The 14,652-nt window shown below is 60.2% G+C and carries 10 protein-coding genes and 4 tRNA genes; 2 read left to right on the top strand and 12 right to left on the bottom strand.

Annotated features, from left to right (window positions below):
- Positions 1-18 precede the first annotated feature (18 nt).
- Together POF45_RS26365 and POF45_RS26360 are read left to right on the top strand one after the other, a co-directional pair.
- Positions 19-3,297 (top strand): PAS domain S-box protein, encoded by a 3,279-nt coding sequence (locus tag POF45_RS26365; protein ID WP_282317062.1) that lies wholly within the window; start codon positions 19-21, stop codon positions 3,295-3,297.
- Positions 3,298-3,421: 124 nt separating this feature from the next.
- Entirely contained in the window at positions 3,422-5,113 is a 1,692-nt protein-coding gene (locus tag POF45_RS26360) for a molecular chaperone HscC (RefSeq protein WP_259501726.1), read from the top strand.
- Here POF45_RS26360 and POF45_RS26355 read toward each other — a convergent pair.
- The 12 genes from POF45_RS26355 to gltX form a co-directional block, all read right to left on the bottom strand.
- Positions 5,110-7,779: a J domain-containing protein gene (locus POF45_RS26355; RefSeq protein ID WP_282317061.1), complete on the bottom strand. Its 2,670-nt coding sequence runs from the start codon at positions 7,777-7,779 to the stop codon at positions 5,110-5,112. The genes POF45_RS26360 and POF45_RS26355 overlap by 4 nt on opposite strands.
- Positions 7,776-8,471 carry a DUF1266 domain-containing protein gene (locus POF45_RS26350; RefSeq protein WP_282317060.1) on the bottom strand — a complete coding sequence of 232 codons (696 nt, stop codon included), beginning with the start codon at positions 8,469-8,471 and terminating at the stop codon, positions 7,776-7,778. Before POF45_RS26350 ends, POF45_RS26355 begins: the two co-directional genes overlap by 4 nt.
- A gap of 188 nt (positions 8,472-8,659) precedes the next feature.
- Entirely contained in the window at positions 8,660-9,106 is a 447-nt protein-coding gene (locus tag POF45_RS26345) for an Hsp20 family protein (RefSeq protein ID WP_259501713.1), read from the bottom strand.
- Between the two features lie 121 nt (positions 9,107-9,227).
- Positions 9,228-10,187 carry a tRNA dihydrouridine synthase gene (locus tag POF45_RS26340; RefSeq protein ID WP_282317059.1) on the bottom strand — a complete coding sequence of 320 codons (960 nt, stop codon included), beginning with the start codon at positions 10,185-10,187 and terminating at the stop codon, positions 9,228-9,230.
- A gap of 180 nt (positions 10,188-10,367) precedes the next feature.
- A complete protein-coding gene (locus POF45_RS26335) occupies positions 10,368-10,805 on the bottom strand; it encodes an acyl-CoA thioesterase (protein WP_259501706.1) in 438 nt (145 codons plus the stop codon).
- A 48-nt stretch (positions 10,806-10,853) separates the two neighbouring features.
- Entirely contained in the window at positions 10,854-11,687 is an 834-nt protein-coding gene (locus POF45_RS26330) for an alpha/beta fold hydrolase (RefSeq protein WP_282317058.1), read from the bottom strand.
- 30 nt (positions 11,688-11,717) lie between these two features.
- Entirely contained in the window at positions 11,718-12,257 is a 540-nt protein-coding gene (locus POF45_RS26325) for a TetR/AcrR family transcriptional regulator (RefSeq protein ID WP_259501702.1), read from the bottom strand.
- 182 nt (positions 12,258-12,439) lie between these two features.
- Positions 12,440-12,515 (bottom strand) — tRNA-Glu (locus tag POF45_RS26320).
- Between the two features lie 81 nt (positions 12,516-12,596).
- Positions 12,597-12,672 (bottom strand) — tRNA-Ala (locus POF45_RS26315).
- A gap of 52 nt (positions 12,673-12,724) precedes the next feature.
- Positions 12,725-12,800, bottom strand: a tRNA-Glu gene (locus POF45_RS26310).
- A gap of 79 nt (positions 12,801-12,879) precedes the next feature.
- Positions 12,880-12,955 (bottom strand) — tRNA-Ala (locus POF45_RS26305).
- Positions 12,956-13,145: 190 nt separating this feature from the next.
- The gene (gene gltX, locus POF45_RS26300) at positions 13,146-14,627 is read right to left on the bottom strand and encodes a glutamate--tRNA ligase (RefSeq protein WP_259501700.1); all 1,482 of its coding nucleotides are present in this window, start codon (positions 14,625-14,627) and stop codon (positions 13,146-13,148) included.
- Between the last annotated feature and the right edge of the window lie 25 nt (positions 14,628-14,652).

The raw sequence follows: 14,652 nt of genomic DNA, 5'->3' as shown, positions 1-14,652 counted from the left end.
GCCCAAGGCCTGCTGCCAATGCCCAAACCTGCTGACCGAATTCCGCCCATGCCGCGCATTCAGGCCGCTGACCCGCATCGCTCCGAGCAAAGCTGGGAAAGCGCTCCGCAGTTGCTGGCGGCCTTGAACGGCGCGCACCTGGGTGCGTGGTACTGGGACATTGAACGCGGACAGATCAGTTGGTCGCGGGGGACGCAGGCCCTGTTCGGCTTCGATCCGCGCCAACCGCTGCCCGAGGACCTGGAATACCTCGACCTGCTGCCCGCAGAAGACCGGGCGAAAACCATTCGCGCCTTCCATCAGGTGATCGCCGGCGCGCCGCTGGAACAGGCGATGCACCACCGCATTCGCTGGCCCGACGGTAGCCTGCACTGGCTGGAAATCAACGGCAGCCTGCTGCCGGACAAACACGGCCGCCCGCGGATGATCGGGGTGATTCGCGAAATCACCCATCAGCGCCAGCGCGAACAAGCGCTGAGCAGCTCGGAAAAACGCTTCGCCACGCTGTTTCACCTGAGCCCGAACATGGTGCTGCTGACCCGCCAGGAAGACGGCCTGATCACCGAGGCCAATCAGTATTTCGAAAGCCTGTTCGGCTGGCCGGTGCAAAGCGCTATTGGCCGCACCACCCTGGAACTGGGGCTTTGGGTGCATCCCGAGCAACGGGCGCAGTTGATCAAGGCGACCAAGGCCAAGGGTGAGCTGATCAGCATGGAGGTGCAGTTCCGCGCCAGCAACGGTCAGGTGCACGACGGCATCCTCAGCGCACAAAAGGTTGAACTCGAAGGCCAGCCGTATCTGCTGAGCACTTTTCTTGACACCACCGAACGCAAAGCCGCCGAACATGCGCTCAAGGACAGCCAGGAACGCCTGGACCTGGCCCTCGATTCGGCGCAATTGGGCACCTGGGACTGGCACATTCCCAGCGGCATGCTCTATGGCTCGGCGCGGGCCGCGCAACTGCACGGGCTGGAACCCAAGCCATTCCATGAGTCATTCGACGAATTCTTCGAAGGCGTGCCAGGCGAAGAGCGCGACAGCATGCGCAACGCCTATCGCAGCCTGCGTGAAGGCCCGGCGGGCAATTATCAGCTGACGTACCGCGTGCAATTGTCCGATGGCAGCTCACGCTACCTGGAAAGTCGCGCCCGGCTCTACCGCGATGAACAGGGCAACCCGTTGCGCATGGCCGGCACGCTGCTGGACATCACCGATCAAGTGGAGCGCGAGCAGCGGCTAGTGGCGTCGGAAGAGAAATTCGCCACGCTGTTCCAGGTCAGTCCGGACCCGATCTGTGTCACCCGCCAGGACAGCGGCCAGTTCATCGAGATCAATTCCAGCTTCACCCAGACCTTCGGCTGGAGCGCTGCCGACGTGATTGGCCATAGCGCTGATGAAATCGGCTTGTGGGATGCGTCGGCAAAAAGCCTGCAACGCATCGAGCAGGTCATTCGCGAACAGGGCCTGAACAACGTCGCGATCATCGTCCAGCACAAGAACGGGCAATCGCTGACCTGCGTGATCTCCAGCCGGCAGATCAGCGTCGGCAACCAGCCGTGCATCGTCACCACCCTGCGCGACATCACCCAGCAACAGCGCTCGGAAGCCGCGCTCAAGGCCAGCGAAGAGAAATTCGCCAAGGCGTTTCACTCCAGCCCTGACGCCATCACCATCACCGAGCGCGATACCGGGCGCTACCTTGAGGTCAACGACGGTTTCTGCCGGCTGACCGGTTACCGCGCCGACGAAGTGATTGGCCGCACCGTGTATCAGGTGGGCATCTGGGCCGAGGAAAAACAGCGTTCGGCACTGCTGGCCGAACTGCAGATCAAGGGCCGGGTACACCATCAGGAAATGCTCGGGCGCAACAAACGCGGCGATCTGTTGACCGTCGAAGTCTCAATCGAACCGATCACCCTCAATGAAACGGCCTGCCTGCTGATGACCGCCCGTGACGTCAGCCTGCTGAAAAATGCCGAGGCGCAGATTCGCCACCTGGCCTACCACGACCCACTGACCAACCTGCCCAACCGCGCCTTGCTGATGGACCGCCTGAGCCAGCAGATCGCCCTGCTCAAACGCCACAACCTGCGCGGCGCCCTGCTGTTTCTCGACCTCGATCACTTCAAGCACATCAACGACTCCCTCGGGCACCCGGTGGGCGACACGGTGCTGAAGATCATTACCGCCAGGCTCGAAGCCAGCGTGCGCATGGAAGACACCGTCGCGCGACTGGGCGGTGATGAGTTCGTGGTGTTGCTCAGCGGCCTGGAGGGCACGCGCAATGAAGTCAGCATTCAGGTCCGCGAACTCGCTGATACTTTGCGCGAACTGCTGTCGGAGCCGATGTTCCTCGACGGCCAGCGCTTGCAAGTCACCCCGAGCATCGGTGTGGCGCTGATTCCCGACCACGGCTCGACCCCCACCGACCTGCTCAAACGTGCCGACATTGCGCTGTACCGGGCCAAGGATTCGGGACGCAATACCACGCAGATGTACCACAACACCATGCAAAAGGCCGCCAGCGAGCGGCTGCGCATGGAAACCGACCTGCGCCTGGCCCTGTCCCGTGGTGAGTTCAGCGTGCACTACCAACCGCAAATCGACGCTCGCGGCAACCGGATCATCGGCGCCGAAGCCCTGGTGCGCTGGAACCACCCGGAACTGGGCGCGCAATCGCCTACCGAATTCATCAAGGTGCTGGAAGACAGCGGGCTGATTCTGGAGGTCGGCACCTGGATTCTCGACGAAGCCTGCGAGGCCTTCAAACAGCTGATCGCCAAGAAGCTGGTGGACCCGCAGCACTTCAGCCTGTGCGTGAACATCAGCCCACGGCAGTTCCGCCAGAACGACTTCGTCGAGCGCATCGAAAACAGCCTCAGCAGCCACGGCCTGCCATGCTCGATGCTGAAACTGGAAATCACCGAAGGCATCGTCATCCAGAACCTGGAAGACACCATCAACAAAATGCGCCGCCTCAAACGCCTGGGCGTGAGCTTCGCCATGGATGATTTCGGCACCGGGTATTCGTCACTGACTTATCTCAAGCGCCTGCCGGTGGACACCCTGAAAATCGACCAGTCGTTCGTGCGCGACGCCACCACCGACCCCAACGACGCCGAGATCATCCGCGCCATCGTCGCCATGGCCCGCAGCCTGGAATTGGAAGTGATTGCCGAAGGCGTGGAAACGCCTGAGCAGCTGGCGTTTTTGCAGGGGCTGGGGTGCCATTTGTATCAGGGGTATTTGCATAGCCGGCCGTTGCCGGTGGAGGCGTTTGAGCAGTTGTTCAAATAGGCAATGCAACAGCCTGTAACTAATACACAGCACAAGAGCTGACCGGTAGCAGCCACTCCAATTGCCAGTTTTTTCTACAGCCTGTAGGGTCGCGATTTTTTGCGCCGTCTCAAAGAGATCAATCATGCAGGATGCAAAACTCCCCCGCCCGGCCCTGCTGGGTATCGACCTTGGCACTACCAACAGCCTGATTGCCGTTTGGCAGGAAGGCCGGGCACAGTTGATTCCCAATGCACTTGGCGACGTCCTGACCCCTTCAGTGGTCAGCCTGGACGAGGATGACAGCATTTTGGTGGGCAAGGCAGCACGCGCCCGCCTGACCACTCATCCGGAGCGCACGGTAGCGGCGTTCAAGCGATACATGGGGAGTGACAAGTTGTTCGAACTGGGTGGTCGGCCATTCAGCCCGGAAGAACTCTCGGCGCTGGTGATCGGTTCTCTCAAGCAGGATGCCGAGGTCTGGCTGGGCCATCCGGTGCACGAGGCAGTCATTTCGGTACCGGCCTACTTCAGTGATGAACAACGCAAGCGCACGCTGTTTGCCGCCGAACTGGCAGGGCTGACGGTGTCGCGCCTGATCAACGAACCGACCGCTGCCGCCATGGCATACGGGCTGCACGAGCAGAAGTTCGAGCGCACGCTGATTTTTGACCTGGGTGGCGGGACCTTCGATGTCACGGTGCTGGAATACGCATTACCGCTGATTGAGGTGCACGCCTCCACCGGCGACAACTTCCTCGGTGGCGAAGACTTCACTGAAGCGTTGCTGCAAGCCTGCCTGAAAGACTGGCAACTCACGCCGCAGATGATCGACGCCCAGGGGTTGGCCAGCCTTGGCGATGCGTTGGAACAACTCAAATGCAAACTCGGCGAAGGCAAGCAGCACCTGAGCTGGAACGGTGCTGGCGCGTTGCGCGAATGGTCGCTGGATGAAGCGGGCGCGCTGAAAATCTGGGAACCGTTGCTGACCCGCTTGCGCGCGCCCATCGAGCAAGCGTTGCGCGATGCCCGGTTGAAACCCCGGGACCTCGACAGCCTGGTCATGGTTGGCGGCGCCACGCGTATGCCGGCCGTGCAGCAAATGGTGGCCACGCTGTTCGGCCGCCTGCCCTACCGCCACCTTGACCCGGACACGATTGTTGCGCTTGGTGCCGCAACTCAGGCTGCGTGCAAGGCTCGGGACAGTGCAATTGAAGAACTTATTCTGACTGATGTCTGCCCGTACACATTGGGCATTTCGACCAGTCGTGGTGAAGATGTCAGTGGCGCCTTCTCGCCGATCATCGAGCGTAACACCATCATCCCGACCTCCCGGGTGCAACGATTTTTCACCACCCATCCCCAGCAGACAATGATCCGCATAGCGGTCTATCAAGGTGAGCGACCGTGGGTGCGGGACAACATTTTCATCGACTCCTTTGACGTACCCGTGACACCCGGCGACCAGACCCAGGCCCTGGATGTACGCTTCAGTTACGACATCAATGGTTTGCTCGAAGTCGATGTGACCCTGCTTGCCAGTGGCGAACGCCATAGCCACAGCATTGATCGCAGCCCCACCGGGCTCGACCAGCAATCACGGCAAAACAGTCATGAGCGGCTCACTGCCCTGAAAATCCACCCCCGCGACGCATTGCCCAATCGCACCTTGCTGGCGCGACTGGAACGGGCGTGGATGCAAAGCCTGGGTGGGGACCGTGAACAAATTGCCGAATGGCTGGATGCCTTTACTGCCGTACTCGTTGGCCAGCAATCGGCGGAGATTGCCAGCCATCGCTCAGAGCTCAACAAGGCGCTGGATCAACTTCGCCTTTAGCCGTTTAGCCGCCGCAAGGTGGCCTGCAAACCACCGGGCAGCGTTTCCTGATCAGCACTGTCCGGCGGCACGCCATAGCGATTGGGCAGTGTGTCACCGGGGAAGCCGAACAACAGCAGCGGCAAAAACGGCAACACCGGCGTCAGGCATCCAATGATCAATAGCGTGGGAATGCCCCGACCCATGTCGTGTAATCGACGCAGGGTCGCACTGAGCAACAACAGGACCCCCAACAGCAACATGGCGAAGCCGGAGACCGCGGTGCCGCTGAGCAGTGCCACGACCGGAGTGATCAGCACACATCCCAGCACCTGGCCGATAAAGGCCTTGCGCCCCAATCGACTGCCCAAGCGCCAGAAAGCCGAGGATGGCACTGGGCGGGTGTCGCTTTTGGCCAGGAGCAGGCGCTCGCTCCAGGACAGCAGGGCACTCAGTGCGAAGCGCAGGCCGAGCCCGTGAGCCGGATAGTCCTTGGCCTTCTGCATGCACTGCAACATTTTCCGGCGTGGCACGCCGGCACCGCCATGACGCGCCAGGCCCTTGAGTGCATCGAGAGCAAGGTAAAACGCATCGCTGTCGATTCCCTCGCCCTCCAGCGCCGAACGTGGTGGACGTGTGGGTTCACCTTTGATCAAGCTGTCGCGAAACTTGTCGAACCAGTCTTCAGGGTTAGTGACACCGCTGATACGCCCCAGCAAATAACCACGTTGCTCGGCATCCATCAAAGGGTCCTGATAGAGCACGCCGCATAGCAACATCCGCCCGAGCAAATCGTCGTCGAATGCACGAATATCGCTGCGCATGCACGCCAGCAAACGGTCATTGCCGAGCAGCTTGGTACTGTCGAGCGCCTCCTGAACGCCAAGCAACTGGCGAGCAAGCAACGCATGCACCGGATCTTCGGCTTGCAACCAACCGAGCAAACCACTCGCGCAGCCCTCTTCACGATTCAAGCGACGTAACAGTGGTTGCAGGCGGGCCAGTGGGTGTTCACGCGGGATGTTCATCGCATCCACGCAGGTGGCCGATTGCGCGCCGAGCCAACGCTGCGGATCAGCAAGCGTTGCCAACAGATACAACGCTTGGCGATGCCATTCCCAGACGTCGAGGTCCGCCGTCATCGCCGGTAACAACAAACCTTGCTCAGCAAGTTGGACCTGCAGGTGTACACCACCCAGCATCGCGCCCTGCTTGCCCGGCGCAAATGCCTCATCCAGCCGCGTTAACGCAAGCACATCGTAGGGCCGCAAACGGCGCATCCACAGCAGAGCAAGTTCGCGGGGCTCACCTTTTTGCAGTTCGGGTGCGAGTAGCGGCTGCGCGGCTTGACTGTCGAGAAAGGCCTTCAGGGCCAATGGAATCGGCGCATGGGTCAACCAGCAGAGCTGCTGTTCAGCCTGATATTTGAACCCTTGCAGCACCAACTCATCGAGCACATCAGACGCTTGCGGCGCATCCATCACACGCTGCAACAGCGGCACGTCGCCCCGGTGCAGCGCCCAGGCATGTTGATACAGCGTTTGCAGCTGCGGATCTTCACCTTCGATCATCAGCCACGCGAGCAAAGGCAATTCGTCGCCATTGATGCGCCACTCGACAAAAGCGTCGGCAATGCCCACCAGATCGAGTTGCCGGGCGTTGAACCAGCGGGCGAGGGTTTCCGGACGTTGTGATGGACTGCCGTATTCCTGAGAGACATCATTGAGGTCATCGGACCAGGCCCGGAAATTTTCCAGACGATCGAAAGCTTGAATCAACAAAGGCAGACGCAGTGGTTGATGACGGGCACACAATTCCAGCAACCAGGTCGCGGCCTTCGGATGCTGGTGTTCCAGCCACAGTCGCACCCAGGCTTGCAGTGCCAGCTCTTCAAGTCCCAAGGCGCTGCGCTGGCACGCCAGCAGATACAGCCAGTCAACGTCGTCAGGGGCCAGACGATGCTGCTCGGAGACCAGCTCGAGAAAGGACTTGCTGGCAATTGAGGCCTGAGTGAACTGCACGGCCAACCGTTGTAGCAGCGCATCATCGGCGGGCAGTGGCACGCAGGTATGAAGACTGGCGAAGTACTGGAAATCAGCCAGCGGTTCATTGCGATGCAGGTAATCGAGCGTGCGAACGTACCAGAGCGACTCCAGTTGCGCGGCCACCGGCCAATGTGTCATCAGCGACGTGTCGAACGGGTCTGGCACGGCGATTCGCTGAAGAAATTCATCGACTTGCCGGGCATGCTCGAACGCCAGATCGAGCATGCGGTTCGCCCAGCCCATTCGCTGCGCCAGCAACCGGACGCAGGTATGGGAAACCGGTCCGGCGTCGAGCAACTGCCTTAACAGCGCCCAACACACCTCATCCAGTGTTTCCAGCGACTGCTGATCCAGTTCCAGATTGAAAGCGTGCCATGCATCTGGATTGAAGCGTCGCGTCGAGTCGAGCAACAGCGCTTCGAAATGAGCCAGTAGCTGATCAGCGGCGCTTGCCCCGGCATCTGTCTCTTCGAGGTCCTCTTCGCGAGCGTAGCGCAGCGCCACTTCATAGGCTTCACGCAGCGCCTGGAAGCCTTGCGGATCGGTCTCGGGGTGATGCTGCGGCAAACGCGCACGATAGGCGCTGCGAATGGCGTCATTGTCTTGGGTGGGCTCGATGCCCAAGCGAATCCAGCAGCTCATGACCAGTCGAACTCCCCTAACGTGTCGGGACGCTCCGGCAGGTGCAGAGCCATGTCCCATGGCAGCTCGGAGAAGAACACTTTGGCGTCCCGGTCAATTTTTCGGGTGATGACCGTATTTCCCACGTAAGCGCCTTGGCGGTCATATTCGTGGGCCAGTTGTTCATCGCTGTTGCCCAGGCAACTCCAGAACGCCTTGCCGATAACGAAAGCGTTGAGGTAAGTGGTCCAGTCGTCGTAGTAATACCGCGCGCGCGCCGCCATGCGGCCGTGCAGCCAGAGGCTTTCAGTCAGATCGATCCAGCCGTGAAGCACCGCGGCGCGCAATAGAAAGCCCATGCGTCCTATGTCCCAGGCACGAATACCGCCGGGGCCACATTCACCAAAGGTGCGACTGGCCAGCTCATGAAAAGCTCGCTGACGGGTATCGAGCGTCTCGACCAGCGCTTGCCATTCGGACGGCAGGCAGCGCTCCCATTGTCGGTAGGCCTCGTTCAACTGCTTGGCGTGGCCGTTATCGGCAGTGCGCAGCATCTCCAGCAGTTGCGGCCGCGTGGTGATACCCCAGCCGTCCTCGACATCGACATGCTGGAGATCGAAGCAATACGTAGGGGCGGTGTAATCGGCATCGGGGTTAAGCGCGACCAAAGGTGCAGAAAGCGCATACAGCCAGCGCTGTTCTATCTCGTCCATGAAAAAGGCTCCGGGGCCAGCAGAAATAAGAGAGGGCTGGCCGTGCTGGCGCGGATTGTAAAGAGCCGTGATTGGGCGGGCAAACTGAGCGGCGTATTTTACAGCACATATGAAAAGGCCCCGACAGATCGGGGCCTCTGTTTTAGCGCTCTACAGCCAGTTGGAGTGGCGCTTTTTTCATACATGACTCAATGTTGCAAAGCCGGCTTCTGCGCCCCGTTGATCGGGATGCGTTTGGCTTTTGCCTCTTCCGGCACCACACGCAGCAGGTCGATGCTGAGCAAGCCGTTGCGCAAATCAGCGGCTTTGATCTCAATGTGATCGGCCAAGCGGAATGACAGTTTGAACGCGCGCTGGGCGATGCCTTGATGCAGGAACGTCACGCCTTCGCTGGTGTCGCGCTTGCCGCCACTGACGGTCAGTACACCCTTCTCCACTTGCAGGTCCAGGTCTTCTTCCTGGAAACCGGCTGCCGCCACAACGATGCGGTATTGATCGTCACCGTGTTTTTCGACGTTGTAAGGTGGGTAGGTGCTGCCTGGTTCGTTGCGCAGGGCGGTTTCGAACAGGTCGTTGAAACGGTCGAAACCTACCGAGGAACGGAACAGGGGTGCGAGGGAAAATGCAGTACTCATGGTTCAAATCTCCTGAAAACAATCAGCAAGTTTTTTTATCTCCGCGACCCGAATTCGGCATCGCGTATCCCTTAGATAGGGACCGCTGATTGCATTTCAAGAGACTTTTTTCAGATTTTTTTCAGGCTGCTTCAGCCACCTGCAAACCCAGCAACCGCGAAACCTGATCCAGCTCGGTCTCCCTGCGCAGCACGGTAAACAGCTCCACCGCTTGCGGGTAATTTCGGGTCAGCATCGCCAGCCACTGCTTCAAGCGGCCCGGCGATTGGCGCGCCGTCATTTGTGCCTTGGCTTGCAGCCAGAAGTCCTGAATCAGCGGCAGCAGCTCGGTCCAGGTCATCTCGACGACTTCCTCGCCAGCCCTTGCCGCCGCGATTTGTCGCGCCAGATCCGGGCGCGAGACCAGGCCGCGACCGAGCATGATGTCTTCCACGCCGCTGATTTCGCGGCAGCGACGCCAGTCTTCGACGCTCCAGATGTCGCCATTGGCGAATACCGGGACCTTGACCACCTCCTGCACGCGCGGAATCCATTCCCAGTGCGCTGGCGGCTTGTAGCCATCGGTCTTGGTGCGTGCATGGACCACGATGTGCGCCGCGCCACCTTCGGCCAAGGCCGTGGCGCAGACCAGCGCGCCGTCCGGGCTGTCGAAGCCCAGGCGCATCTTGGCGGTGACCGGGATATGCGCAGGCACAGCGCGACGGACATGTTCGACGATTTCGTTGAGCAGTTCAGGCTCTTTAAGCAGGACGGCGCCGCCGCGCGACTTGTTGACGGTCTTGGCCGGGCAACCGAAGTTCAGGTCGATGACCTCGGAGCCCAGTTCGCAGGCCAGCGCGGCGTTTTCCGCCAGGCACACCGGATCGGAACCCAGCAGTTGCACGCGCAGTGGCACGCCCGAGGCGGTGCGGGCGCCGGTCAGCAGTTCAGGGCCGAACTTGTGATAATAGGCAGGCGTGAGCAACTGGTCGTTGATCCGGATGAACTCGGTAACGCACCAATCGATACCGCCGACGCGGGTAAGCACGTCCCGCAGGATGTTGTCGACCAACCCCTCCATGGGTGCCAAGGCAATTTGCATGAAAAACACACTCAACGAAAAACGTGCGGCAGTTTACTGGATTATTGATCTGAAGACTTGCGCATGCTTTTGTGGCGAGGGAGCTTGCTCCCGCTAGGTCGCGCAACGACCCTCTCCCGCCAAAAAAACAGGCCTGCTGCGCCGTCCAGCGGGAGCAAGCTCCCTCGCCACAGGATGGTGTCAAACCGGGAGTTGCAACGCCGGGCCATAGCCTTCGATGAACTCCGTCGGCATGCGCTTGGGCTTGCCGGTGGACAGTTCGATACAGACAAAGGTGGTCTGCGCTCGCAGCAGCGTGGTGTTGTCGCTGGGACGGATCAGCTGAAAATGCCGGGTCATCTTCAAACGCTGGTCCCAATCGACGATCCAGGTCGCCAGTTGCAACTCATCGCCTTCGTAAGCCGCCGCCAGATAGTCGATCTCGTGCCGCACCACCGCCATCGCCCGATCCAGCCGCCGGTACTCGACCAGGTCCAGACCCAGGCGCTGAGAGTGGCGCCAGGCACAACGCTCAAGCCAGGTGACGTACACCGCGTTGTTCGCGTGACCCAGGCCGTCGATGTCCTCGGCACCCACTTCCAGATCAATGATAAATGGCGTTGCCCGATCCCAGCCCATGCCCCACTCCCGGTCAGATAATTTCAACCGAGGCAGTGTAACGGATGCTCAGGCCGATTGCCGTGCCCGAAGGCTGCGGCCGGCCAGCAGTGATAGCACGCCATCAATGACCCTTGGGTCTGCCAGCACTCGCTGATGACCGCCCTCTTCCAGGCGCAGCAGGCAGCTGTCGAACCAGGCCTCATGGATCAGTTGTGATTCCTTGACCGAGACAAAGGTGTCGTCTTCGGCATGGACAATCAGGCCAGGCATGTCGAGTTGATAGTGTGCGACATCGAGGGTCGCGGCACGCATGCCGACATCTTGCTCGACCTGACGGATAAACGCGGAGCGCGCTCTGGGCGGCAATTTCACCCTTCGCGCAAAACCACGCAATACACCGAGAATGCGTGCCGGGGCGGCGATGGTCACCAGGGTTTCGGTGCGCAGGCCCAGTTGCACCGCGAGCATCGCGCTGGCGCCGCCCATGGAGTGACCGATGACCGCTTGCAGCGGCGGCAACTCGGCAGCCGCTTCGAGCATGGCGCGGGCGAACAGCACCAGATTGGCCTCGCTGCCGGGAGAGCGGCCGTGCGCCGGCCCGTCGAGCGCGACCACGGTGTACCCGCCTGCAACGAGCGCAGTGATCAAACTGGCGAACTGGGTTGGACGGCCTTCCCAACCGTGCATCAGCAGAACGGCCGGCCCCTGCCCCCAACGCAACGCCGAGAGGCCGAAGCGCAACGTGATCCGCTCGGCTTTCGCCAGCAGCGGCAATTCCCAATCCCGAGGGGGAAGCTCGCGGGGCGTCATGAACAACACACGCATTTTGCTGGCCACCAGTTTCGGTGCAAACCAGCCCAACGTACCGTTGACACCTCGTACCCAGCTCAACGCGTTCATCGCTCATCTCCCCAGGCTTACGCCTTCAGGTCACAGCACTGCCGACTTGGCAGCGCGCAGCAATCGATCGGATAACTCGCCCGGCCCCAGCGCCCGTGCCATTGCCAGGCCACCAATCATCAAGGCCATGTCGGCCAAGGCTTTGTCGGTGTCTTCAGGGCTGGCCGCCAGTTGCGCGACCATCAGTTCCACGTGCTCATTCAACGCTTGGCGAAACTCGTCCGGCAGGCGCCCCAACTCACCGATGGACGCCGGGATCGGGCAAGCGTGGTCGGTGGAATCACGGTGTTTACGCGACAGGTAGAACGCAGCGACCAGCGCGCGGCGCTCTTCGCCGGTCAATTCGGCATCCATGTCAGCGATCAAGCCCCGGCGCTGGCCAAGCAGTTGCTTGAACGCTTCGAGCATCAACGCGTCTTTGCTTTCGAAGTGTGCATAGAAGCCGCCGACCGTCAGGCCAGCCGCCCCCATGACTTCACCCACGCTCGGCTCAGCCGGGCCACGCTGAATCAGTGCGCTGCTGGCAGCCTTGAGGATGCGTTCGCGGGTTTGAGCTTTTTTATCGTTCATCGTTGCCTCCGAATATTACGAGTAGAATATTATTCTCATAATAATATTCCGCAAGTCAAGGGTGTGACCGCTGGTCTGAAGAACAGAGTTGGAGAAAAAGGAGAGTTGGCCAAACGCCAGACAAACAAAAGGGCCATTCAATAATTGAATGACCCTTATAAATCCCGCAGTGCGGGTAATCGTGGCGTCCCCTAGGGGACTCGAACCCCTGTTACCGCCGTGAAAGGGCGGTGTCCTAGGCCACTAGACGAAGGGGACACAAACCCTTCTATACAACTGATCAGTGCTGAGAGCTGATCGATTCAAGGCCGGTGTGGCCAGACCTTGAACGTGTAAAATTGGTGGAGCTAAACGGGATCGAACCGTTGACCTCTTGCATGCCATGCAAGCGCTCTCCCAGCTGAGCTATAGCCCCGATTTATCGCCTGGCGGCGGAGTAGCATCTTGCGACACTACTTCTGTAAAACTGGCGTCCCCTAGGGGACTCGAACCCCTGTTACCGCCGTGAAAGGGCGGTGTCCTAGGCCACTAGACGAAGGGGACGCAAACCCTTCTATACAACAGATCAACGCTGAGTGCTGATCGCTTCAAGGCCGGTGTGGCCAGACCTTGAAGTGTAAATTGGTGGAGCTAGACGGGATCGAACCGTCGACCTCTTGCATGCCATGCAAGCGCTCTCCCAGCTGAGCTATAGCCCCTCATCGCTGAGGACGGGGCGAATCTTAATGGCGCTTCGAAAGTCTGTCAAACTTATTTTGCAAATAAATTAAAATTTTTTGCCGACATAACAATCACTTACCGCCCTTCCCCCGTAAATTCGGGGGAAACCGCCAAAGAGCGAGATCAAAAGATCACAGCCTTTGGCAGCTCCTGCAGGGTCAAACTCGATCAGGCGATGTTGCCCAGGAGTTTTTCCCACTCCTTGTTTTCCTTCTTCGACACGCCACCCAGCAGGTCGATGGCCTGGCGCAGACGGAAGCGCGTCAGGTCCGGACCGAGGATTTCCATCGCATCAAGCACCGATACCGAGCTCGCCTGCCCGGTGATCGCGGCAAACATCAGCGGCATGGCGTCACGCAGCTTCAACTCCAGGGATTCGACCACGGCCTGGATGGTCGCGGTGATGCTGTCCTTCTCCCACTGACGCAGGCTTTCCAGCTTCCACAGGATCAACTGCATCAACTGACGCACCTGATCACCCGACAGCTTCTTCGATTCGAACAGCTTGGCATCCGGATTCACGCCACCGGCAAAGAAGAACCCGGCCAGCGGTGCAACCTGGCTGAACGTCTCGACCCGGCCCTGAACGTGAGGCGCGATCTTCATCATGTATTCAGGGTTCAGCGCCCAGGTCTGCAAGCGGCTGGCGAACTCTTCCACCGGCAGGTCACGCAGCCACTGGCCGTTGAGCCACGACAGTTTCTCAATGTCGAAAATCGGCCCGCCGAGGGACACGCGCTTGAGATCGAAGTGATCGACCATTTCCTGCAACGAGAACTTCTCGCGCTCGTCCGGCATCGACCAGCCCATGCGACCCAGGTAGTTGAGCATCGCTTCGGGCATGAAGCCCATGCGCTCGTAGAACGTCACCGACGTCGGGTTCTTGCGCTTGGACAGCTTGCTCTTGTCCGGGTTACGCAGCAGCGGCATGTAGCACAGCTCCGGTTGTTCCCAGCCGAAGTACTCGTACAGCAGGATCAGTTTCGGCGCCGATGGCAGCCACTCTTCGCCACGCAGCACGTGGGTGATGCCCATCAGATGGTCATCGACCACGTTGGCCAGGAAGTAGGTCGGCAGGCCGTCGGTCTTCATCAGTACTTGCATGTCCATGCGATCCCACGGGATCTCGACGTCGCCACGCAGCATGTCCGGCACCACGCACACGCCTTCGCTCGGCACCTTCATGCGGATCACGTGCGGTTCGCCAGCGGCCAGACGGGCAGCGACTTCTTCCTTGGACAGCAATAGCGCACGGCCGTCGTAACGCGGGGTTTCGCCGCGGGCCATTTGCTCGGCGCGCATCTGGTCCAGCTCTTCGGCGGTGCAGAAGCACGGGAAGGCATGGCCCATTTCGACCAGTTGCTGGCAGTACTTCTGATAAATCTCGCCACGCTCGCTCTGACGATAAGGACCGTGCGGGCCGCCGACATCCGGGCCTTCGCTCCAGTCGATACCCAACCAGCGCAGGGCGTCGAAAATCTGCTGTTCGGACTCGCGGGTCGAACGCAACTGGTCGGTGTCTTCGATCCGCAGGATGAACTCACCGCCATGCTGCTTGGCAAAGCAGTAGTTGAACAAAGCGATGTAAGCGGTACCTACGTGGGGGTCCCCGGTAGGCGATGGCGCGATGCGAGTGCGGACGGTGGTCATGGCAAGTCTCGAAATGAAGATAAAA

Source organism: Pseudomonas fungipugnans, from assembly GCF_029955235.1.
GTDB lineage: Bacteria > Pseudomonadota > Gammaproteobacteria > Pseudomonadales > Pseudomonadaceae > Aquipseudomonas > Aquipseudomonas fungipugnans.
The sequence above is the reverse complement of the archived record's forward strand: the minus strand, read 5'-3'. Positions and strand labels throughout refer to the sequence as shown.

Bases quoted from the DNA above. Each gene is read 5' to 3' on its own strand.
- POF45_RS26365 (WP_282317062.1), top strand. From the start codon at position 19: ATGCCCAAACCTGCTGACCGAATTCCGCCCATGCCGCGCATTCAGGCC.
- POF45_RS26360 (WP_259501726.1), top strand. From the start codon at position 3,422: ATGCAGGATGCAAAACTCCCCCGCCCGGCCCTGCTGGGTATCGACCTT.
- POF45_RS26355 (WP_282317061.1), bottom strand. From the start codon at position 7,779: ATGAGCTGCTGGATTCGCTTGGGCATCGAGCCCACCCAAGACAATGAC.
- POF45_RS26350 (WP_282317060.1), bottom strand. From the start codon at position 8,471: ATGGACGAGATAGAACAGCGCTGGCTGTATGCGCTTTCTGCACCTTTG.
- POF45_RS26345 (WP_259501713.1), bottom strand. From the start codon at position 9,106: ATGAGTACTGCATTTTCCCTCGCACCCCTGTTCCGTTCCTCGGTAGGT.
- POF45_RS26340 (WP_282317059.1), bottom strand. From the start codon at position 10,187: ATGCAAATTGCCTTGGCACCCATGGAGGGGTTGGTCGACAACATCCTG.
- POF45_RS26335 (WP_259501706.1), bottom strand. From the start codon at position 10,805: ATGGGCTGGGATCGGGCAACGCCATTTATCATTGATCTGGAAGTGGGT.
- POF45_RS26330 (WP_282317058.1), bottom strand. From the start codon at position 11,687: ATGAACGCGTTGAGCTGGGTACGAGGTGTCAACGGTACGTTGGGCTGG.
- POF45_RS26325 (WP_259501702.1), bottom strand. From the start codon at position 12,257: ATGAACGATAAAAAAGCTCAAACCCGCGAACGCATCCTCAAGGCTGCC.
- gltX (WP_259501700.1), bottom strand. From the start codon at position 14,627: ATGACCACCGTCCGCACTCGCATCGCGCCATCGCCTACCGGGGACCCC.